This window comes from Corallincola holothuriorum, from assembly GCF_003336225.1.
GTDB lineage: Bacteria > Pseudomonadota > Gammaproteobacteria > Enterobacterales > Neiellaceae > Corallincola > Corallincola holothuriorum.
This window is the reverse complement of record NZ_QPID01000002.1, coordinates 352,265-375,300: the sequence shown is the minus strand read 5'-3', so window position 1 is coordinate 375,300 and position 23,036 is coordinate 352,265. Positions and strand designations below refer to the sequence as shown.

General features: G+C 48.0%; 17 protein-coding genes and 1 pseudogene. 8 read left to right on the top strand and 10 right to left on the bottom strand.

The features are described 5' to 3' along the window. Window positions 1-9: 9 nt before the first annotated feature. Together DU002_RS04590 and nudF are read right to left on the bottom strand one after the other, a co-directional pair. Window positions 10-468, bottom strand: a complete 459-nt coding sequence (locus tag DU002_RS04590) for a DUF1249 domain-containing protein (RefSeq protein ID WP_114337182.1) — start codon at window positions 466-468, stop codon at window positions 10-12. 3 nt (window positions 469-471) lie between these two features. Beyond that, window positions 472-1,107 carry an ADP-ribose diphosphatase gene (gene nudF, locus DU002_RS04585; protein ID WP_233496417.1) on the bottom strand — a complete coding sequence of 212 codons (636 nt, stop codon included), beginning with the start codon at window positions 1,105-1,107 and terminating at the stop codon, window positions 472-474. Window positions 1,108-1,328: 221 nt separating this feature from the next. Here nudF and tolC point away from each other — a divergent pair, with 221 nt between their 5' ends. The 4 genes from tolC to DU002_RS04565 all read left to right on the top strand — a co-directional run bounded on the left by tolC (window position 1,329) and on the right by DU002_RS04565 (window position 7,671). Further along, window positions 1,329-2,642 (top strand): outer membrane channel protein TolC, encoded by a 1,314-nt coding sequence (gene tolC / locus DU002_RS04580; protein ID WP_114337180.1) that lies wholly within the window; start codon window positions 1,329-1,331, stop codon window positions 2,640-2,642. Window positions 2,643-2,917: 275 nt separating this feature from the next. Next, window positions 2,918-3,292: a hypothetical protein gene (locus DU002_RS19260; RefSeq protein ID WP_131414253.1), complete on the top strand. Its 375-nt coding sequence runs from the start codon at window positions 2,918-2,920 to the stop codon at window positions 3,290-3,292. 101 nt (window positions 3,293-3,393) lie between these two features. Further along, a complete protein-coding gene (locus tag DU002_RS04570) occupies window positions 3,394-5,286 on the top strand; it encodes a GGDEF domain-containing protein (RefSeq protein WP_114337178.1) in 1,893 nt (630 codons plus the stop codon). Between the two features lie 237 nt (window positions 5,287-5,523). After that, window positions 5,524-7,671 (top strand): hypothetical protein, encoded by a 2,148-nt coding sequence (locus DU002_RS04565; RefSeq protein ID WP_114337177.1) that lies wholly within the window; start codon window positions 5,524-5,526, stop codon window positions 7,669-7,671. 91 nt (window positions 7,672-7,762) lie between these two features. Here DU002_RS04565 and DU002_RS04560 read toward each other — a convergent pair whose 3' ends face one another. Continuing rightward, entirely contained in the window at window positions 7,763-8,080 is a 318-nt protein-coding gene (locus DU002_RS04560; protein ID WP_114337176.1) for a hypothetical protein, read from the bottom strand. A gap of 373 nt (window positions 8,081-8,453) precedes the next feature. On the opposite strand from DU002_RS04560, the gene DU002_RS04555 reads away from it, so the two are divergent. Then, window positions 8,454-9,668 carry an NAD/NADP octopine/nopaline dehydrogenase family protein gene (locus DU002_RS04555; RefSeq protein WP_158537959.1) on the top strand — a complete coding sequence of 405 codons (1,215 nt, stop codon included), beginning with the start codon at window positions 8,454-8,456 and terminating at the stop codon, window positions 9,666-9,668. A gap of 706 nt (window positions 9,669-10,374) precedes the next feature. After that, window positions 10,375-10,557 carry a hypothetical protein gene (locus DU002_RS19255; protein ID WP_147271769.1) on the top strand — a complete coding sequence of 61 codons (183 nt, stop codon included), beginning with the start codon at window positions 10,375-10,377 and terminating at the stop codon, window positions 10,555-10,557. A 903-nt stretch (window positions 10,558-11,460) separates the two neighbouring features. On the opposite strand, the gene DU002_RS04540 is transcribed toward DU002_RS19255, so the two are convergent. The 6 genes and pseudogenes from DU002_RS04540 to hldE all read right to left on the bottom strand — a co-directional run bounded on the left by DU002_RS04540 (window position 11,461) and on the right by hldE (window position 16,213). Beyond that, window positions 11,461-11,820, bottom strand: a complete 360-nt coding sequence (locus DU002_RS04540) for a hypothetical protein (protein WP_114337172.1) — start codon at window positions 11,818-11,820, stop codon at window positions 11,461-11,463. Next, entirely contained in the window at window positions 11,817-12,092 is a 276-nt protein-coding gene (locus tag DU002_RS04535) for a hypothetical protein (RefSeq protein WP_114337171.1), read from the bottom strand. The genes DU002_RS04540 and DU002_RS04535 overlap by 4 nt, the downstream gene beginning before the upstream one ends. A gap of 345 nt (window positions 12,093-12,437) precedes the next feature. Beyond that, window positions 12,438-12,761: pseudogene (locus DU002_RS04530) on the bottom strand (RHS repeat-associated core domain-containing protein); the annotation flags it as partial. 37 nt (window positions 12,762-12,798) lie between these two features. Continuing rightward, on the bottom strand, window positions 12,799-13,176 hold the full coding sequence (locus DU002_RS04525; protein WP_114337169.1) for a type II secretion system protein GspG: 378 nt from the start codon (window positions 13,174-13,176) through the stop codon (window positions 12,799-12,801). A gap of 305 nt (window positions 13,177-13,481) precedes the next feature. Then, on the bottom strand, window positions 13,482-14,777 hold the full coding sequence (gene waaA / locus DU002_RS04520; RefSeq protein WP_114337168.1) for a lipid IV(A) 3-deoxy-D-manno-octulosonic acid transferase: 1,296 nt from the start codon (window positions 14,775-14,777) through the stop codon (window positions 13,482-13,484). Further along, window positions 14,777-16,213, bottom strand: coding sequence for a bifunctional D-glycero-beta-D-manno-heptose-7-phosphate kinase/D-glycero-beta-D-manno-heptose 1-phosphate adenylyltransferase HldE (hldE, locus tag DU002_RS04515; RefSeq protein WP_114337167.1), 1,437 nt, complete (start codon window positions 16,211-16,213; stop codon window positions 14,777-14,779). Before hldE ends, waaA begins: the two co-directional genes overlap by 1 nt. Before the next feature lie 172 nt (window positions 16,214-16,385). On the opposite strand from hldE, the gene lpxL reads away from it, so the two are divergent. Next, complete coding sequence (gene lpxL, locus DU002_RS04510) at window positions 16,386-17,312, top strand: LpxL/LpxP family Kdo(2)-lipid IV(A) lauroyl/palmitoleoyl acyltransferase (RefSeq protein WP_199405161.1); 927 nt, start codon at window positions 16,386-16,388, stop codon at window positions 17,310-17,312. Window positions 17,313-17,439: 127 nt separating this feature from the next. After that, complete coding sequence (locus DU002_RS04505) at window positions 17,440-20,004, top strand: EAL domain-containing protein (protein WP_114337166.1); 2,565 nt, start codon at window positions 17,440-17,442, stop codon at window positions 20,002-20,004. Window positions 20,005-20,066: 62 nt separating this feature from the next. On the opposite strand, the gene glnE is transcribed toward DU002_RS04505, so the two are convergent. Next, window positions 20,067-22,973 (bottom strand): bifunctional [glutamate--ammonia ligase]-adenylyl-L-tyrosine phosphorylase/[glutamate--ammonia-ligase] adenylyltransferase, encoded by a 2,907-nt coding sequence (gene glnE / locus DU002_RS04500; protein ID WP_114337165.1) that lies wholly within the window; start codon window positions 22,971-22,973, stop codon window positions 20,067-20,069. Between the last annotated feature and the right edge of the window lie 63 nt (window positions 22,974-23,036).

Here is a 23,036-nt window from a genome sequence, read left to right as displayed (position 1 = left end):
AATTAGCCACTATTTTCCGGAAACGGGGTCTACCTGTATCAGCGGAGCGGTGCCATAGCCAAACTTTTTGCTGTGCTGCAGCCACTCAGCAAGAAACTGATTAACCTGAATTTTTTCATCTTTATGATGCATTTTTCTATTAGGATAATCATACCTTGGCTTGAGCCTGGAAATCTGCTGACTAGTTAACACTTCTGCCACGCGGGCATCGTGGTACAGCCTCACCGTCATTTGTGGCAACAAAAAAGCAGCTGCACCTGCGCGATGTTGTTCCAGTAAGATGGTGCTGGTGTACTTAGTTTCTTCAACCAGCTGCATCGACACTTGTGTGTGCGTGTCCAACGCCCAAAATAGGGTATCACCGGCGCTATCCAGCCTCACCAGCAAAAAACGTAAACTGGCATAGTTATGCTCACAGCAACGTAAAAACGCTGACACATCAGGTTGATAGCGGCCGCTGCGAGACATCAGCTAATCCACTTCCCAACGCGACTTAAGCGCATCACCATGTAACTGCAGCCACTGTAAAGCGATAATCGTCGCGGCATTTTCTACCTGCCCATCAGCCAACATCGCTAGCACCTGCGATCGAGGTAACACCTGAACTCGGATATCTTCGTGCTCATTTGCTAAACCATGCAGACCGCCGATACCGCGACTATCAACCTCGCCGACGTACAGCTCAATCCGCTCGGTTGTGCCTCCTGGGCTAACCAGATAACTAAACAGGTGCTCCACCCGTCCCAGCGTTAATCCCGCTTCTTCGGCGGCCTCGCGATGGGCAACCTCCTCTGCAGATTCGCCCGGCTCAATAATGCCTGCCACCAGCTCGTATAGCCAAGGGTGACTGGTTGTCGCGCAGGCGCCCACCCGAAATTGCTCCTGGATCACCACACTATCGCTCTCCGGATCATAGGGCAGCACCACGACGGCATGACCACGTTCAAACACTTCGCGATCCATCTCCTCGCTCCAGCCACCCGCGAACAATTTATGGCGCAAGCGATACTTCACCATAGAAAAAAAGCCAGCATAAAGCGTCTGTTTCGCAAGCAGTTCGACATCTTTATCAGTAAAACGATCGGGTAGGCTTTGTGATGAACTCAACGGATATTCCTCAAAGCAAAGATTATTCTGACGAAACTCATTATCTGCGCCGCCTAACATGACTACAAGCAAACAAGCACACCCAAAAAAATTTCTGTTACACTTCAGGCAAAGAATTGGTGAGTTCTCAAGGGTATACTGCTGAAAAAAAAGCAGCCGATGTTGCTCAAAAGCCAAGTCATAAAGTCAAGTTAAAGAGACTTAAAGGAAGATAGATAACAATGGTCAAGAAGCCCCTTTCCCTTGCAGTCACACTGGTGCTAGGTTCTTTAACCAGTTCTGCTTTCGCCGATGACATCTGGCAAATCTATGAAAAATCATTAGAAGCCGATCCTGTCATTCTCCGAGCCGCCGCCCAGCGACAGCAAGCATTTGAAGCGATAAAGGAAGCGCGAGCGACCTTATTACCGCAAATATCAGTGACTGGTCAGTACACCGATACCAGCAGTAACCGTAACTTTCGTGAAGGTGACGGCACCAGCGCGAGCGTCGGACTGACCCAAGAGATCTATCGTCAGGAAAGTTGGATCAGCCTGGATTTAGCAGAGAAGTCAGCCCACCAAGCCGATGTTAATTACAACCTCGAACTACAGCGCCAAATACTCCGCGTGGCAGATGCCTATTTTGAAGTACTACAGGCAATGGACGATGTTGAATTCATCAGAGCAGAAAAACGTGCCATTGAGCGTCAATTAGAGCAAACCAAACAGCGCTTTGCCGTAGGTTTGACTGCCATTACCGACGTCCATGAAGCACAAGCAGAATATGACCGTTCTGCTGCCGATGAAATTGTCCAAGTCAACGTGTTGGAAAACAGTTACGAAGGGCTTCGGGTATTAACCGGCCTCAGCCATCGAGACCTCGACATCCTCAATACCGACCTGTTTTCACCTGCGAAACCGCAGCCTGAATCAGCGCAGAACTGGCAAACAATCGCGAAAGACAAAAGCTTATCACTGGCCTCTGCTCGCGTAGCTACCGATATTGCTAAGCAAAACATCGACTTGGCAGCGGCAGGTCATATGCCCACGCTGTCGCTGTTTGCTCAATATGACACCTCGAATATTGATAGCAACTTAAACAACGGCCCTGACAGCTATGATGACCAAACCATAGGGCTGCAGGTATCAGTGCCTATCTATACCGGCGGTGCCATCACCTCTCGCGAACAGCAAGCGCAGTATGCTTATGTTGCCACTAGCGAGCAGATGAATGAAACCTATCGTGAAGTCAATCGCGTCACCATCAGCAGCTATAACGACGTTATCGCTTCCATCAGTGCGATCCGCGCATTCGAACAAACCGTCGTCTCGCGGGTTAGTGCCCTGCAAGCAACGGAAGCAGGCTTTGAAGTTGGCACACGTACCATTGTCGATGTACTTGATGCCACTAGAAACCTTTATGATGCCAAAGCGCAGCTTTCCAGTGCCCGTTACGCCTATGTCCTCAGCGTACTGAGCCTGAAATTTGCCGCCGGTAACTTAACAGAACAAGATCTAAAAGATGTTAATAAGGGTCTGAAACGACCGGCGTAATAGTTTTTTCTGACATAAAAAAAGCCGCAATAGCGGCTTTTTTTATGTCAGATACAGACCTACCGCGACAGGCCGAGCCATTGCGACTATGACACACATGCTCACCATTTCCTCAAATATGAAATCGTTATACAGCAAAAACTAACTTGTCAGACCAGCTAGTGAGATGTGACAAAGATCACCTTCAGCCGCTATCTCTTTGATTAAAATGCCGCTAGTTTATTCATGTGACTTAAAAAGGGATCTCGCAAAGCGAGCAAAGGGATAATAAAACGATGGCAACGGGATTTTTGCTTCTAGTCTTGGCAGGTATTGCCTATTTGCTTTGGCGGTATCGTCAAGGTCAAAATAGTAACGGTCAGCTTATCGATCAGCGCTACCATGCCGTATCCATAGAGCAGGGACTCATTTGCTGCCGCCACGTAGAAAAACTTCAACATCAACGCTATTTGTCGCACGAAGCACCACACATTCCTCTGCCCGGCTGCGATCAGCCAACTTGCCAATGCCGTTACAAGCACCATTCAGACCGACGTAATCGACACAATGACAGACGCGATATATACGGTGTTAAGCAAGCACTGTTCGATGCGTTGACCACAGGTGAACGGCGGAAAACTCGAGACAGAAGAGCAACACCGGCATCCTAAGATCATCGTTTTTTATAAAGATAGTCGCTGCGATGGGGTTGAATAGTTGTTAAGCTGCAGCCGAAAGATCCCCTCTAAGCCATTAGCAGTAAGGTAGTACGTTGCAGAAATCGAGCCGATATTACTTAATCGCCCGCCTTCTTATTACGGTCTACTTCTTACTACCGTCCTTGGCGTTTGCGCAGACTTCTTTTCCGGTTTTAGAGAAACAACTGTCCGAAATAGACAATGACGACCACCAGCAAGCCTTAAAGATCCTCGCACGCTACCGCTCTGATTTAACGCTCTGGTCTGTGACTGAGCAAGCGCGCTTCTATCGGTTAAACGCGGATCACCAAATTGAGACCAGTCAATTAGATATAGCTAAACAAAACTATGATCGTAGTATCGGTATTCTGATGCCGCTAGGCGCATCAATCGACCTCGTACATAGCTTGTTGGAGCGTTCCTATATCCGCTACGTACAGACTAACGATCGCGAAAAATATTGCCCCGATAGAGTGATCGCAGAACAGTTCGCCAGAGCATTAGATAACGATGAACTGCTGGTGAAAGCACTGACTCAACTTGCTTTCTGCAACAACGATGATCAGCAATTCGACAAAGGATTGAAGCTATTACAGGAGGCACTGTCGATCGCACAGCGCTCCAACTTATCCTCTGCGCGCGTTGCAATGATCTATAACGCCACCGCACTGATTTATAAAAATAATGGGCTCAATTCTCAGGCTTACGAACATTTCAGCAAAGCCTACCAACAGTGGCAGTCAGTGGATGACAAAGTGGACATGGTGAGCATGCTCCACGGTATGGTCGGTGCAGCCATTGAGCAAGCTAAATGGCAACAGGCGAAGCAGCATGTCGGTGAGATGTTTGAGCTAGCCAAGTCCGCGCCCGAACACCCCGATTTCGAGTTTTTCGCCTATTACAATGCCGGCCGCAGCGCTTTGGCCAAACATGAGCTTGAACTGGCTACCGGCTACTTGGCAAAAGCGCTAGACAGGCAAGCAAACACCGCAGAAAAATTCTTTGTAAAGCACACATATGCCTTGCTCGCCGAAGCTCATCTCCGCAATCAAGCCTGGCAACAAGCCTATCGCTACGCCGAACAATGTTTAACCTTGTTACAATCTTCAGCCAACGAACTCAATGATTCACGCTTACTTTGCCAAGCAATTATCGCGGCGCAACAGAACGTGCCACAAGTAACCTTAGAGGCAATGCTGCAGCTTGCAGATAAACAGACCAAAGCGAAGCGAGACTTCGTCAACAATGCCATTTTGAAAGCCGCCCTCACCCATAATGAAAAGCTAACCCAATTTGAAAACCAGCTGCTTTTAAAGCAGGTGGAAATTAATGAATTGGCGTTACTCAATGAAAAAGACCAACGAAAAATTGCTTATCTGACTATCGCCATCTTCGTGCTCTTTATGGTGGCGTTAGCCGCAATCATCATCTTTCTGGCGCGCTCGCGGAAGGTATTGCAACACCGTGCAGAGACAGACTTCCTCACCGGTATCGCCAATCGTCGACGTATATTTGAACATGCACAACGACTGATTGAGCGCGCGGCCCACAACAAAGATCCACTGTCGATCATTATCTTCGATATCGATCACTTTAAGCAGATCAATGACAACTATGGGCACAACGTCGGTGACTTAGCCATTCAGCAAATTGCCCGCCTTACGGCGAATTCCCTGCGGCCAGGGGATATTGTTGGCCGTATCGGTGGCGAAGAGTTCCTCGTTGTACTGCCGAATACGCAAGAGCTTCAGGCACAGGAAGTGGCCGAACGACTACGCGTAATGATCGCTAGCACTAAGCTAGAGATCGAAAATCAGTCGGTACGCGTTACCGTCAGTTTAGGGGTGTGCACGTTAGACAAACAACGTTACGCGTTACAGAGCATCATCAATGCCGCAGACGAAGCGCTCTACTTCGCCAAAAATGCAGGCAGAAACCAGGTAAAGGTCAGCCCCAGCAGTAACTGAGGCGCCTCTGTAGCAGAGGCAATAGCGACGAGAAAACGCCTTGTGTAAGCAAAGCCTTGTGATAATCCTTCACCAAATAGTCAGCCTGCTATATTTAAAGCGACCACTTTAGCAGCGAACAAATTTTTACTGATATCGACAAAACATTGAAAATTCAATCCGGTGTCAAAAAATTTTACACTTCAATAAGCTAAAGTCGGAGCAGCATGCCGTCAGTCATTATTGAAGAGGTGGGGAATGGGATCTAACAAAGTCGTTAACAAGGACGATTCGCAAACAGCTACCGAAACGCAGCAAACAACAGAGACCGCTGAACGCGTCATCATCACCGCGAATGAAATGGTGCCAGTCCCAGAGCCCTCTGAATATAACTTCTTCACCGAGCGGGAACTGGAAAAGATCCTCGCGAACCTCGATACCTTACGTGACGATGTTTACCCCAGCACTGGCGCCGAGCCAGAACACTCAGCTGCCAATCACAGCTTTCCATCAGTTTGCCTTATTGGCCTAGGACGTTGCGGCTCAAATATTGCGTTAGAAGTTGCCACTCTGGTTTATCGCGCCCGCTCCTATTATCTCAATGAATTTAAAACCCAAGAAACGCAAAGAATAGAAAAAGATGGTCGGCCGCTGCGCTGGATCCGTCGGCGGCTGCACCTAAACGCCGAGAATACACTCAAACCTATCTTCCTTATCGAGCCGATCGTGATGCTCGGTGACCTGGATAAAGATATTGCTGGGCGGATCCGCTACTCCTCAAGAACCGAAGATGGCAAGTTCCTAGAGAACTACACCAAAATGAAAATCATGGATCTATCAGAGGTTCATGCGGGGGGGGCTGGTAACGCACCGATATTGGGTCAATATCTCGCTAAAATCATCTTGAACAAAGACACAGAGAAATTCAGTAATCAGGATTGGAAGTTTATCCACTCCTATCTAATCGACTCCTGCGGCATCAAGGCCAACCAGAGTCGACTGTACTTCTATATTTTCAGTGCCGGCGGCGGTACCGGTTCAGGCATGGCCTCTGAATTTGGTCTGGCACAGCAATATGCCTACATGCGCAAGACCTTTGAGATCCGCCCCAATGACACACTGGATGACGACCGCCATCGTTCATTTGTCTTCGAACCTATCTTTACCAGCGGTATCTGTATTCTGCCGAATATCTCCAACCAACAGGCATCTGTATCTGAAGCCCTGCATATCAATGCCGGCCGTCTGCTATGTAAGTACCTTTCTGAAGAGTGGGATTTTTCTTATAACTACGAAGATGAGGCAGAGAGCGAAGCCAGCGTCATGCAACGTATTCGCCCATGGAATGCGATGATGTTGATATCCAACGATATCATGCGCTACGCCGAGGAAACCGACGACGGAAAGATTGAAGACATCGATGTTAACTCGATGGAGAAGTACGCTAATCAATATATCTCGCAGCAGATATTTAATATCTTGACCGCACAAGCCGTCACCACAGACTACGACGAAAACTACTTCCGCCGTGCCGGTATCGATATTGGAGAGACCATCCGCCTGGACGCCAACGACCTGTTTATGAGCCTGGCTGGCCCCGTGGCGGTGGCTTATGCGGAAAGCGTTGTACCCCACCAGGAATCAACGTTCGGCGATAAGCACCATAATATCGACGTTGATGACCTGTTTTACCGCTCCATTGAGCTGCCCCATTTCAACAAGGACACACAGGCAATTGAAGGCATCAGCTTGTTGCCAATTGAGTCACAACGCTATCGAGCTGCATTAGAAAAGTATAAGAGCAACAGCTACGATGCATCAGCCCTCAATGATCTGCACTTTTTCAAGAACTGCTCATCCATTGTCTCAATTGTTTCGTTGCCAAAAGATTTCAAGCTCTCCTATGTCGATTTAAATCGACTGAAGAGCCATCTGAATGCGCTGTTCCCGAACACCACACTAAAACGCTATGCTTTGGTGATTGGTACCTCTGCCAACCTATCACTGACCACTTTGGTCGCCAAAAGCCCATGCCTCAGTGATGATTTCATCACGCTGATTGTCTCTTACATCAAACGCTGCTTTGCCAAAGACAAATATCGTTATGAAGAGACATTGGACAAGACCCTCATCGACATGATTAAGGCCGAAGAGTTTGATGAATCCAAGATTGATCAACTGGTCAATGTTTATGAAAGCCCGGCGAAGATCCTCGACACCAACTGGTTTGCAATCAAGCCTATGTATGAGAAAAAGTATCGAGAGCTGATCCGCGACGACAGTAAATTCCAGTCGATTAACGATATTCGTCTCTCGTCGGAAAATATCAAAAAGACCATTCGCTATCTACGCGAGATCTATCGTCACCGTATCAGTCGGACCAAGATCTTATCCCTGAGTGAGTGATCCACTTACCAGTGCTAGCTGCTATGCGGCTGGCACAGAAGCAATAAAAAAGCCGCAACAGCGGCTTTTTTATTTCCCATTAGCACTGCGGCTAATCACATTTAAGCAAATTGTACTCTTCGACAATAATATAGCGACCTTCAGCGATAGGCTCCTGATAGGCTACGGTATCAAACTTAAGGCCGTTCTTTTTCGCCAATGTCTTCGCCTCTTCCCGAAGCCTGGTAAATAGGTTGTCGTAGGTGCGTCCCACCGACGCAAAAGCAACTTCTTGCAGATTCTTCATTCCCAAAACGATTTGACACTCATGGACTCTGGCACCATACCAAGGCACTAGCCGTGGCGTTTCAGCAGCCAGTGCAGAAAAACTCATCATGGAAACAACAATAGCCAGAACAATCTTCTTCATAGAACCTCCACATCTCACTCATGGCTGCCTGCACCTTTCTTATTATGGGGAAACCCTTTACATGCAAGCGCCAAGTGTAAAAAAAGCCAACATAGATAACTCACTTTAAGGGTAGGCTACTGGTCTGACAACTTGGGTTGGCATATTCAAATTTTTGGTCTACTTCACGCTTTGAACCGAATTGTTTACAGTGCAACCGCAGCCATACCTCAACACTTTATAAGCTGTCAGCCAACGGAACTGATAGATCGCTCATAGATCCGGCAGACAGATCTCTTCCATAATAGAAATATAAATAATTCCCTATATAAATCAGAATCTTCTAATTCAGGTAGAGAGTGAAACCATTGCAATGACACATCGGAGAGCGGGCATGCAACAAATAGCGTATGACACAAAAAATAGTCAATCCCTTGTCATCACCGTCATCGGTGGCGGTAATGCCGCCCACGCTTTAGCTGCATTGCTACCCTATAAAGGAATCACCACCCGACTGTGGGCGCCCTTTGCTGATGAAGCTCAGCAACTAAACCAAGGTCTGAATGAGCAAGGCTACATTCATGCTGAATTTGCAGAACATAATCCTATCCACGGAGCGATCCAAGGCCGTCCGCAAATAGTCAGCGCTAACGCAGCAGAAGTTATACCAGGCAGTGACATAGTCTTGGTTCCCCTGCCATCATTTGCCTATCGTGATCTATTTAGTCAGATTAAGCCTTATCTCAAACCGGGCATGATGATTGGCGTTTCACCAGGACAAGGTGGCGTTGATTGGGTGGCCCGAGAAATCCTCGGCTCCCTATATGATGAGGTAGTGCTATTCGCCATCATGCCTATGCCGTTCAACTGTCGTATCAGTGAATATGGCAAACGAGTAGAGGTGCAAGAACTTAAACGTGCTTATCGGGTGGCTTGCCACCCTGAATCGGCCAGCGACAGAGTCTGCACTTTGAATAATCTCTTTTTCGGCCAATCAGAGCCCTGTGGCAACCTGCTCACTGCCAGCCTTTACCCCATCAATGCGGTGATCCATCCCGCTCGCCTCTATCAACTGGCCAAAGACTATGAAGATAACCAGCCACTGCAAGCAAACCCGCTGTTTTACGAACAGATGACAGATGAAGCCACCGCGCTGATGGACAGTGTGAACCAAGAACTGTTGGCCATCGCTGCGGCATTAAAGCAAGCTCACATCCCCTGTGGCGAGCTGCCGCACATTGCAGATTTCCTTGCCAACTACGTTTATCAAGAACCGTCACAATGCCTTACCAGTTTCTTTCGAGATAATCCTGCGTACAAAGGGTTCGGAACGCCTTTCATCCCAATCGAAGGCGGCTGGCGGCCTGATTTTTCCAATCGTTACTTTACCGAAGATATACCTCTGGGGCTTTGCTTATACAGAGGGCTGGCAGAGTTGGCTGCAGTGGCTACTCCCACCATTGACAAGATCATTGAGTGGGCACAAACCCATATGGAAAAATCCTATTTAGTCGAAGGCCAACTCATCGGCAAAGATATTAAAGAGACCCATGCGCCGCAACGCTTTGGTATTAATACGCTGACCAAACTAAGAGAATTCTATACCTAGTTTCTAACACAGAGAGGCAATACGTTATCGAAGCATCACCACAAACGCTTGCAGGGCAGTTATCTCTAGATATGCATAAAGATATCGCTTTTGGGCACTAATAATTCAATAGTCCTCCCTTAACAAAAAATTGCCTAAACATTGTTAACCAACTGTTTTTCATTGAATTTTACGGTTTAGGGGGAAATCACAGAAAGCAAGACACACCGGTTACTTCTCCTATGGGAATAAAATCGGATGCACTGATGAAGGTAGTTCGTTTCGGTCTAGCCCGTCAGAGCTAGCGCAGGTCCCATCCCCCCTGCTTCTCGCGTTGGATTGCGCGTAGCACTTTCTGCTGGCTATGTTGCCAATCACTGTACCGCGCGACAGATTTGGTTTCTGAATGGCTGCGATAAAGGTTTCCGCATCTAAGCCTAAGCGTTGCTGAATAGGCGGCGTACCCTTAAGAATACTGCCGCGTTTATCCGTTCGTTGTGCCCTGCCTGTCCAATCTACCAATTCAAGGTAGTCTGCAAATGAAATGCCTTCAGTCTTGTCTTGGTCGTAATTGCCTGCAAAGGATTGCAGCAATGGTGTTTTGGCTGTCTCCTTATTTAAGACGAATTTTTAACACTAGTACAATCAGAAGAATATAGAGCACACAATATAAATATTTTTTAGTCACATCCGTACTTTCACTTTTGCATTCAAAAGGAAATAAAAAGTGGCTGCCCCCTACTTCTCTATTAATTGGCAGCACAACATGACGATTAATCAATGCCATGCAGAACGCTTTGCTGTGCTACTAACCGCTGCCCCAAGTGCTTACCAGACATGTATGGACGCCCACCTTACCTTCCCGCTATTTCGTGGTAGGTATATTCACTACTATGTCACCACTAAATAAGTATTTATTATACACCGGAGTAAATATCTTATAAGACAGTAACCTCGGGGCTAATGATGTAAAAAAACCTGAGGTGAAATCAAATCTACTGACCCCACCATCATCTATCCCATCAGGACCAACACTATAAATTATCATCCCGTTCATTATTTTATATGTTTTTAGTCGCTCACCTGAGCTATCGAAAGGATCAACATCGCAACCACCCCCTCCACAAAAAACACTTTCTCCCTGCTCCTTATAACTACGATTTAAGACCGATAACGTTTCATTTAAAACGACTAGATCTTTATGGTAAAACACACTGCTCCAAATTTGATTGAAAAAACTCAAGGCAAGAAGCACTAAAAAAAACAATCTAATACTCTTATTTTTCAAACAAAAAAATGTCAACAACATAGAAATAATAATGAAAGAAATGAAGCTACTCAACCCAAAGTAATAAAAAGCCACACTTAGGAGATCAACCACCATGACTGAAAAAATAAAAGCGACGAGATATGATGCTATCTTTTTAGAAAATCGACTTTGAAGCAAATTATTCACCTAATTAACTAGACAAGTTTCTATATTAGTATGACAAAGCAAAAATAAAGCGATCCAATAATAAATTAACATTAGGGTTTTCTATATCACTCTCTTCATAGCTAGATAATGGTTTATCTCTAAACTTTGGAAGTTTATTTTCGATCTTGGATTCATATACTAAAAAAAGTGGCTGTCCCCTTACTTTTTTTCGGATCTCAATACTGAGCCTGCAGCTTCCCCTGTCAACGCTTAACCTCTGCCATTACTGACAGCGGCCCATGACTCGGGGCTTCGGCGGCTTGCTAAGCCTTACCGAATAAAGGACTTTCACCTTCAATCTCTTGCCGATTTATCTCGGCGCACTGAGTGTCCTTTCTATTTGTCTATTTTCGCTTTAGTGGATGCCTCCACCTCGCTTCCAAATTCATCATATAGAGTGATTATATATTTATTCTCATCATCATAATATTCTATAAAATATCCATTTTCGATAAGTATCCTTCCATCTACAACTTCCGCATTCAGGCCGCAATTAATTTTTCCATCATAAATAGAGAATGCTTTTTCAATAGAAACGTCTTGTTCGTTATAATTATGGTTTTCGACCACGACAACAAATGCCTGATAGTGGCATATTGCTAACCTTTCTATCGATTCATCCTTGCAAGAAGAAAGGATGAAGATAACGACAGAAAGAAATAGATATTTATAGTTAAACCTCAATAAATTCATCATTCCATTTCTATCTTCTGTTGTCTCCAACTTAAAGAATCCACTTTAGGGAGAGTTTTATTCAGTTCAATCTGATAGTTTAAATCGACCTTCTGGCTTTCCGTCTGAAGCTCCCTCCTAAGTGCATAGATTTGATAATCTCTTCCGAATTGAGTGATTTCACTATCGTGGCCTAGCTGGGTGAAAAATTCGTGAACCGCATATTCTTCCCTTGATAACCCTAGGTGAAACGCTTCATCCACATGAGCATACTCATGAGCAATTGTAGCCTCCACAACTTCGTCACCTACTCCGGCGGTTCTAATTAAAATCAGGTCCTCTTCTTCCCAGTAACCTAGTTTAGTTCTACCCCAAAAGTCAGCAGATCCACTATTTAGCCCACTCTTTACTGCACATGTCCATACTTCTCAAACTCTGGTATGGCCTCAAATACTTTTTGTTGTAAACGTGCAATTCTTTCTTCCGGTGACTCATTAGTAGGTATCGCTTCAGACGTTACCGAATCCTTGTTCGCAAGTAAATCAGTCTTCCCAAATCCCAACTGCTTAAATGCCGCTCCTTCATAGGCGCAACAATATACATATTGACCAACGTCATCGCAGCGAACTTAGCGGCGCCGGTTACCGCTTTACCCAGTACCGCCCCCCAGCACCATCTGTCCATGCTCCATAGGCTTGCGAAATCCCAGCAGCGACTTGACCGATACCTTGAGCCAACGAGAACATGCTATAGACAGTCGAAACTGCACTGAAAAAACTCGCAATAGCGGCATTGGAGGCGAAATACTGAATAGCCGCAACAACTAACATTTGGAAGATATACCCACTCGGATCGGTCGCATTCAACGGGTTATTCATCACGTAGCTATAGCGGTTCAGGTTTTGGCCGCTATTAGCCGCCTGAATATGCGGATCGGCACTCAAAAAGCGACCAAGGCGCGCGTCATAAACACGACAATCTCACCCTGCCTTCATTACTTTATTATTTTTTAGTACAATCAGAAAAATTAATATCGTCACTATCGCCATTATCATCAACGCCATTAGGCCCAAACGAGTAAAATATTGGCATAGTATTTCTATCTATATACTTGTAAAAAATCTCCTTCCCCCAAATATCAAGGTAATAATATTTCCACCTAACATATGGCCCTATCCATTTAGCATCCCTGTTTTCATGATATATCTTTTCTAATTTATCGGGATAATCGCCTACTTCATTTCGATAAGAGTTAATCGAAGAATATAGAGCACACAATCTAAATAATTGCTTAGTCATATCCATACTTTCACTTTTGCATTCAAAAGGAAATAAAGTAAAAAGTGACCATATAAGAAAGCAGATAGATGCTTTCATCATTTTTTAAACCCCATTCAAATCGCCCGCTTTCATTTTGACGAACTTTCAAATTACTCGAATCCAAATATTTATAAAATAATTAGAAAATTCTTCTGGTTTATCGGAATACAAGAGCATATCGGTTTCACGCTTATAAATACTATTGTGGTGAGAATCTGAATCTAAGAATATTCTGAAAAATGCGCCGTCGTCTCGATATCATTAAATAAGATTAGAGGCGAGTGCTAATTTATTGTTAACAAATGTGTTAACTGTTTAATAAATTTACAATTTTGAAGAGTTGATGTAGATCAAATGCTTAACATTTAAACTAATCGAGCATTTTCACTATTTAAATGGCGCCGGATCGCTAGCAGTGTAGACACCAGCGCGCCCTGACTCTTAGTAACCACATCCTTTCCGGCTTTGGCAGCTTGTTCGGCTTCATCGGGGTTGGCGATTAGCTGACTCACAGCCGCCGCCAAGCTGTCACTATCGGCTACCTGCTGGCAATTACCGGCGGCAACCAGCGTGCGCGAAATCTCTGTAAAGTTAAAATCAAACGGACCATTTAGCGTAGGCATGCCCACGGCCGCTGGCTCCAGCAAATTATGGCCACCATTAGGGACTAAGCTACCGCCCATAAAGCAGATATCGGATGCCGCTAACAGCAACATCATCTCACCCATAGTGTCAGCTAGGTAGATGCCACAGGTAGGATCTAACTGATTTAAGCTACGACGATTAAAAATCATGCCCTCTGCCTCAGCACGCCGCTGACATAGCGACGCAACTGCATCAAAGCGTTGCGGATGCCGCGGGACAATGATCAGCAATGCGTCGTTATGCTGTTGCCGAACTCGCTGATGAGCATCCAACAAGATCTCATCTTCCCCCTGATGGGTACTGGCAGCGATCCAGACCGGACGACGTGCAGCGATGTTTTGTCGAAATGAGTGACCATCCTTTGTCGTTTGCTCGCTGATCTTTATATCGAATTTCAAGCTACCTGAAACAGTCACACGACTGGCGTCGGCCCCCAATTCGATAAGGTGTGCTGCGTCTTGCCCCCCTTGGGCCAACACGCTATGAAACCCCTGCAAGGCAGGTGAGATTAACCACCGAAATCGGCGATATCCACGGTAGGAGTTATCCGACATCCGCGCATTAATCAGTAGCGACGGCACTTTTTGACGACAACAGGCTGCCAACGTGTTTGGCCACAACTCCATCTCCATCATCACCGCCAAACGCGGTTGAGTTCTGCGCAGAAAACGAGAGGTGGCATCAGGTAGGTCCAACGGTGCATAACGGTGGATCACCCGCTCCCCAAAAGCGGCTTGTACCCGATCGGCACCGGTGCGGGTGGTGGTGGTCACTAAAATAGGCAGTTTGGGGTATTCGGCAAGCAAGCGCTCAACCAGCGGCGTTACGGCGATCACTTCGCCGACAGATACCGCATGCAGCCATAATGGATGGCCATCAACTGGAGGCACAAAGCCTAAATGCTCAGGCCAACGCTTACCTATCTTCGGCTTACTGCCTTTGGGCCAATGCAGTAGCAGAAGCCCAACCGGTAAAGCCAAGTAAAGCAGGAGTGAATAAAGCGCCCGAATTACCATTACTTAGCGGCTCTATCACCGCGGATCGCATTGATGATCTCAGTAGTAGAGCAACCGTCTTCAAAATTTAGCACCCGGACTTCACCGCCATTGGCGCGTACGGCATCACCACCAGCGATTTCATCTGGCTGGTAGTCGCCCCCTTTAACCAATAGATCTGGCAATACAGCAGCAATTAAACGTGCAGGGGTATCTTCACTGAATGGTACCACCCAATCGACAGCGCCGAGCCCCGCCAATACCGAAGCGCGACGATCGGTTGGATTAACCGGACGACCAGGGCCTTTCAAACGGGCGACAGATGCATCGGTATTAACCGCCACGATGAGGCGATCCCCCAGTTTTGCAGCCTGATTGAGATATGCCACATGGCCAGCATGCAAAATATCGAAGCAGCCGTTGGTCATCACCACCTTTTCGCCGCGAGCTTTAGCCGCTTCAACCGCGTAAAGCAGTTGATCTTCACTGACCGCACCGAAACCGCCCTCTTGCCGTTCTCCGATAGCGTTGGCCAACTCGATAGTCGAAACAGTTGAAGTACCGAGTTTACCCACCACCACGCCAGCAGCAGCGTTCGCCAAGGCACACGCTTCACCAAATGATTTATTCGCTGATAAAGAGGCCGCCAATACCGAGATCACCGTATCACCGGCACCTGTGACATCGAACACCTCCTGCGCTAATGCTGGCAAGTGCAGCTCTGGTTCATTGGCCTGCAGCAAGGTCATACCATGCTCACCGCGAGTCACCAGTAAGGCTTGCAGCTCTAGCTTTTCCCGGAGCGCGTGACCGCGTTCCACTAGCTCAGCTTCATCCTTACACTTACCAACAATAGCCTCAAACTCTCCGAGGTTTGGTGTCATTAAGGTCGCACCACGGTACTTTTCAAAATCGGAACCTTTAGGGTCCACCAACACGGGCACATTGGCCTCTTTCGCCAGCTGTACCATCTGCTGCACGGCAGACAGCGCGCCTTTGGCGTAATCAGACAACACCACCACTTTGGCCGTCGCCAACTGCGCTTTCATTTGCGCCAACATAGGTGCGGGGTCGACCTCGTCAAACCCCTCTTCGAAATCGAGTCGGATCAGCTGCTGATGACGGCTAAGAATGCGTAATTTAGTAATGGTGGGATAGTTGGGAAGGCGGTAGAAATCACACTCAACATTCACCCCCTGCAACTTGCCTGCAAGTGCGTCTGCGGCTTCATCCTGCCCTGTCATGCCAATAAGTACCGCTTTGCCACCCAAGGCCGCCACATTAAGCGCCACGTTTGCAGCACCACCAGCTCGCTCTTCGATCTGCTCAACCTTGACCACAGGTACGGGAGCTTCGGGAGAGATCCGCGATGTCGGTCCATGCCAATAGCGGTCCAGCATCACATCACCCACTACCAACACTTGGGCCGTATCAAAATCTGGCAGGCTTACTCGCATAACTGTTTGTCCTGATGATATAAATTGTCGATATTCTAATGAGCTGACACGCGACATGCCAGTTTACTCACAGATATAATCATAGCGGTTGTGGTTCGACAGGCTAGCAACAGATATCTACAATACCTGCCCTGAACGATTTCAGGCTGCCACTAAGCCCGAGGATAGACGAGTGAAAGAAGCGCCATCACTGACATTAAGCATGTTTCACCCCCGCCACTGGCTGACTTGGTTCGGCTATGGGGTGTTCTGGCTTATTGTGCAGCTGCTTCCCTACCCCTTACTAATGAAGCTCGGCAGGGCACTTGGCCGTCTGATGCAGAAACTACTGAAAAAGCGCGCAGACATTGCAGACCGCAACCTGCAGCTCTGTTTTCCGCAGATGAGTGACAGCGAGCGACAGCAACTGGTCGATAGAAATTTCGAATCTGCAGGCATGGCGGTAATAGAAACAGGCATTGCCTGGTGGTGGCCTGACAGGCGTATCCAGAAGCTTTGCCATTATGAAGGGATGGAGAACCTACCCAAGGAACAAGGGGGCGACCAAGGCATTGTCTTTCTAAGCATGCATTTTCAAACCTTAGAGATGGGCGCTCGGTTGTACAGTAATACCTACGCTGGCATCGGTTTCTACCGCCCGAATAAGAATCCGATCATTGAGTTTTTCCAATACCGTGGCCGCTCCCGCGGTAAGACCTACCTGATTGATAAGCGCGACATTAAGTTGGCTGTTAAGCAGCTACGGAAAGGCCACCGGCTTTGGTATGCACCGGATCAAGATTATGGTCGTCGCAGTAGTATCTTTGTGCCTTTTTTCGCCGTGCAAGACGCTCCAACTATCCCGGCCACCAGTAACCTAGCCAAATTGGGCAAAGCCAAAGTAATGATCTTCGTGCAATCCCGGCTACCCAATAACAAGGGGTACCAGCTAACACTGAGCCCTGCATTAGACAATTTTCCTTCCGATGATCTTGTTGCCGATACCACAAGAATAAACCAGCTGATTGAAGCCGAGATCTTAAAACAGCCGGAGGAGTATATGTGGATGCATCGGCGCTTTAAAACTCGCCCCGATCCAGAGCAGCCCTCGTACTACTAAGCTTTGATGGCCCGGTGCTGCCCTACATTAAGTTGAATACCTGCGTAAAAACAGCAGGATGAGATGACCTTGCTATACTCCAAAGAGGTGCCGCATCAGCGGCCTGTTACGGAGTATCTGCTGCAGCATGGATCAGTTTACGCCGCTTCTTAGAGCCAGAACCCTGACGCTATGGCTAGACAGCTTTTCAGATTGGTTTAAACAATACTGCGCCCATCACCGTCTCAGCATCATTTTTTGGGATGATGATATGGTGGCGCTTGTGCTCGACCATAGAGAACAAGCCAGTTATAGCTTTCACAGTAATCATGTCGAAGAGCTAGAACCACCACTGCCCTGGTCAGCCTTGGGGCGGGTCGAGCCCAGTAGCCAAAGTTTTGTGCAGTTAGAAAATGAATCAGCGTCGCATCACAGCTGGCTGCTCAAACTTAACTGTACTGCACCATTAAGCGCTGTCATCTATTTGGAAACGTCGGACGCGGCAGATACCTCAGCATTGCAGCAGGTTGCCGATCAAAGTGAATCACTTGCCGCTTTAGCTGAGGTCCAATGGGATTTCCATGTACTGCAACGGCAACAGTATCGTATGTCGGAATCTCCCTTAAGCAGTGGTGAAGTAGACCTATTGCCCATCATTGAACACTGCCCAGCACTGATATCGGCTAAAGATCTTAACGGCAATATACTATTCGTTAATCGTCACTTTGCCTTGCTCGACGGCCCCTCCCCTGAGGAGTATGTCGGTAAGAACGTATTTGAACTGTTTCCAAAGAAGATCGCCTCAGAACTATGGAGCAACGATCTAAAAGCGATCAACCAAGGTGGGCTCGAAGTAGAAGAAACCTGCTATCACAAAGGCGGCAAATTACATACCTACCTTTCTAATAAGTTTCCGCTTAAAGACAGTACCGGAGAGATATTTGGCATCTGTGCGATCTCGACCGACATCACTGAACGCAAAGCGACTGAACTTCATCTGCGGGAAAGTGAGCAACGGCTCAAAACACTGCTGCGCTATGCGCCAGAAGCTATCCTGATTTTTGATGTTGATAAAGCTTGTTATATCGATGCCAATCGCAATGCGGAGAAGCTGTTTGGTCTCAATAAGCGCAATCTGATGACAGCAGATCCTGCCACCCTGAGCCCCTCGTTGCAGTCAGATAAAGGCAGCTCAACCACCGTAAGAGCGCAGATGATCCAACGCACGCTGAATGGTGAAGTGCCGCATTTTGAATGGCTCTGCCTGCGTCATGGCAGTGAAGCCGTGCCCTGCGAAGTGCGTATGGTGCAATTCCCAATGAGTGGTCGGCGCCTGATCCGTGAATCATTTATCGATATTTCCAGCCACAAAGCGTCGGAACGCAAACTGAAAGAGCATGAAGCTCATCTAGAGTATCTCGCCCATCACGATGCACTGACCGGCCTCCCGAATCGCCTGCTCTTGGCTGATCGCCTCGAGCACTCGTTGGCACTCGCCAGGCGCTCAGACACCCGGGTGGCACTGCTACTCTTTGACCTGGATCGATTTAAATATATCAACGATACCCTCGGACATGACACCGGTGATCGTCTGCTGAAAACCATCGCCAACCGACTGTCCGAAGCGGTCAGAACCATGGACACAGCCGCCCGGTTGGGCGGCGACGAATTTGTTGTGTTACTGGAACAGTTCGGTGCGCTGTCTGATGTCAGTCAGGTAGCCAGAAAGTTGATCGAAACCCTTGGTGAGCCCTGTAATGTTGCAGGTCACGAGTTGTCGCCATCCCTCAGTATCGGCATTAGCGTATTCCCTGATGATGCCAGTAGTGCAGAGAGCCTGTTAAAGCATGCTGATATTGCCATGTATAAAGCGAAAGAGTCGGGCGGTCGCCACTTCCGCTTTTTCACCGGCGAGATGGATCAACGCACAACACAGCAATTAAAGATGGAAAGTGAGCTGCGCCAGGCGATCATCAACAATGAGCTCTCGTTAGTTTATCAACCGCAGCTTTCATTGGCGGATAATACGCTCTGTGGCATGGAGGTGCTGGTACGCTGGCATCACCCCAAACGCGGCATTATCTACCCAGGGGAATTTATCCCTGTCGCCGAAGAGACTGGCCTAATAAACGATCTAGGATTGTGGGTAATGCGTCATACCTGCAAACAGATAGCCAAGTGGCGCAAAAAAGCACTCAAGGCACCACGCATCTCTATCAACCTGTCGGCACGTCAGTTTCATCAACATGATCTGTTGGCGCAATTAAAAGAGTTACTCCAAGCACACCAGCTTACCGCCAGCGACATAGAATTTGAGATGACCGAAAGCATGCTGATGGCGGACGCAGAAGAGACAGCACGCCTGCTCAATCAATTGGCCAAGTTCGGTATCTCCCTAGCGGTCGACGACTTTGGCACCGGCTACTCTTCCCTTGCTTATCTACAGAAATTCCCTATCCATCGGTTGAAGATTGACCGTCGGTTTATTCAACATCTGCCTGATAATGGTAATGACAGTGTCATTGTCTCCACCATTATCGCCATGGCTCATAACATGGGGATGAAGGTCGTCGCGGAAGGGGTTGAAACAGGCGAACAGCAGCGCTTCCTGGCGCGACTAAAGTGTGACGAAGCACAGGGCTACCTGTTTGCTAAACCGCTGCCGACGGAAGCTTGCGCTGACTATCTCAAAAATCATCAAGCTGAACTTTAATAAACGACAGCCCCTCGCTAGCGGCGGCAAGAAGAATAGCGCGACACTATTTTCCAGCAGTATCAGTTACTTTCGCTGAGTGTCAGGTAGTCTGGCAGATAACTTAGCCAAGCCTCTCTTACCTGCTGCCGCAGCGCTTGCCAACCATCAACAGGTAGCAGCCCCGGTAACTGCTGCAGAGCCAAACGGTGATTTTTATCCCGCAGTCGACAGTACGCGGCAATAAGCTGTTTAGATAACTCGGCAGAGACAATACCTTCCTCGGCTAAGGTCTCGAAAATACGCACATTGTCAGACCAGACGCTCAGCGCAGGATATTGCTGGCTATAGGCTAATACCAAATACTGCGCCAGGAATTCGATATCAACGATCCCTCCCGTATCCTGCTTCAGATCGTAAAGCTCTGCGTTACCCTTATTCAGGTGACCGTACATTTTAGCGCGCATCTTCGCGACATCCTCGGCCAACGTTCCTTGCTCACGGGAGCGTTGCAACACGTTAGCGCGCACTTGAGCAAAATCATCCGCCAGCTGACTGTCACCATAGACCACTCGACTCCGCACTAATGCCTGATGTTCCCAGGTCCATGCTTCCTTTGCTTGATAATCAGCAAAGGCGTCAATATGACTCACCATCAAGCCAGAAGCGCCCGATGGTCGAAGGCGCATATCAATTTCATACAGCACACCAGAAGGCGTACGGGTGGCGCACAAATGAATAATCCGCTGGCCTAGTTTCAGGTAAAACTGCTGATTGGTCAGTGACTTTTCACCCTGGGTATGACCTGCCGGTGCCTGATGCAGAAATACCAGATCCAGATCGGAGCCATAACCCAACTCGATCCCGCCCATCTTGCCATAACCAACCACAGCAAAAGCGTAGCTATTATCTGCTAACCCTGATGGAAGCCCATAGCGCAGGGTCATCTGCTGCCATGCCATGCCAACCACTTGTTCCATTAGCGCTTCAGCCAATGCGGTTAAGTGGTCACTCACTTTCATTAGAGGCAGTGCGCCGGCGATATCTGATGCTGCAATACGCAGTTGCTGGATCTGCTTGAATTGCCGCAACGCTTCCATCTGCTGTTCCAAATCATCTTCAGGAATACGCAGAACAAACTCACGTAACTCTTCACGATACTGCGTCGGACTTGGCGGCTGATAAAGGTGGGCAGGATCGATCAGTTCGTCGAGTAAGATAGGAAAACGCGACAGTTGCTCGGCGATCCACGGGCTGGCGGCACATAGTCGGCACAACTGATCCAGCGTACCGGGGTTCTCAAGCAACAGTTCTAAGTAAGCAGTTCGGGTTAAGATCTTGGTGAGCACCTGGGTAACGCGCTCAAACAGGAGCTCTGGACTGTCACCTTGCACCACGCGCTGGAGTAGGCCAGGCATCAATTTCGACAGGGTTTCTCGACCCCGATTACCCATTGAGCGTTGCTGGCATTGAAGACGAAAATCACGCAACAGTTTGGCTAACCGTTGACTCTTGCTTTCGGCGACACCGCACTCCGTTAAAATCCCTTCCAGCTCACCCAATTCAAAGTCATGCTGCCAAAGTTCGATGTAGCAGTCATCAACCTCTTCCTTACGCTCCTCCTCTTCACCAATCACAGAAGCAAAGACCTCATGTACCGCATCAGTGTGGAGGATGAGCGCGTCAAAATACTGCGCGTAGCTGGCATACCCCAACACATGCGCTAGGCGCAGCTGGTCAACATCACCATCTGGCAGCATCTGTGTTTGTTGATCACCAATCGCTTGGATCATCTGTTCACTGCGACGAAGAAACAGATAGGCGCGCCGTAACGTTTCCGAATCCGCAGCGTTCAATAAGCCATGCTCACCCAGCAAGGCCAGCGTCTCCAATAGCCCGTGACTCTGCAGCTCCGGCATGCGACCGCCACGGATCAGCTGCCATACCTGAACAATAAATTCGATCTCCCGAATACCGCCAGCCCCCAGTTTAATGTTGCTCAACTGCGATCGGCGGCGAACCTCACGGCTAATCATGGCTTTCATCTGGCGTAGTGAATCGATCGCGGAAAAATCGATATAGCGACGATAAATAAACGGACGTAATAAGCCTTCGAGCTCTTGGTGATAGCGACCGCGCGGACCGAGAATGCGTGCCTTGACCATGGCATAGCGTTCCCACTCTCGTCCCTGTTCTTGATAGTAATCTTCCAGCGCGGCAAAGCTCATCACCAAGGGCCCGCTGTCACCGAATGGCCGCAAGCGCATATCCACCCGATAAACAAAACCATCGGCGGTGCTTTGAGCTAACAAATTAATCAGCTTTTGGCCTAGCTTGGTAAAAAACTGCTGATTATCAAGACTACGGCGAGCCCCTTGGGTTTCACCGTTTTCCGGAAACGCAAAGATTAAATCAATGTCGGAAGAGAAGTTAAGCTCACCACCGCCCAACTTCCCCATTCCCAGTACGAGCATCGGTTGCGGTTGGCCACTTTGACGCCCCATAGGCGTGCCAAACTGCGTAGTTAACAGCTGATAGGCCCACGCCAATGCCTGACTCACCAAGGCATCGGCAAACTGAGAAAGCCGCGCTAGCGTTTGTTCAATCGGTGCGATATGCAATAGATCACGCCAAGCGATCAAAGTCATTTGTTGCCGCCTAGCAACCCGCAACACCTGCTGAACTTGGCGCTCATCGCCACCACACTGAGACAATTGCGGCGCCAACCATTGCTGATAACAGGCGGGGCCAGGCTGCTGCAGTTCGCCATCGATCACCTGCAATGCCCACGCAGGGTCTTTAATCAAATTTTCAGCCACAAAGTCACTCAGCGCAAACGCTCGCAACAGGCTACTTTTCATCGCCTCGGAAATAGCTGGTTCAGACACAGCTTGCTGCTCACAAGCCGTTTGAAAACGCTGCCAATAACGCTCAGCACCATCAGCTAGAATCTGCGGTAAGATCGGAAAGGTGGAGTCACTCTGGGACATGAAGATGTTCCTGTTAAGCGATGAAAAGCGATTCACAGCGCCCTAAAGCAGCGCTGCGCTAAA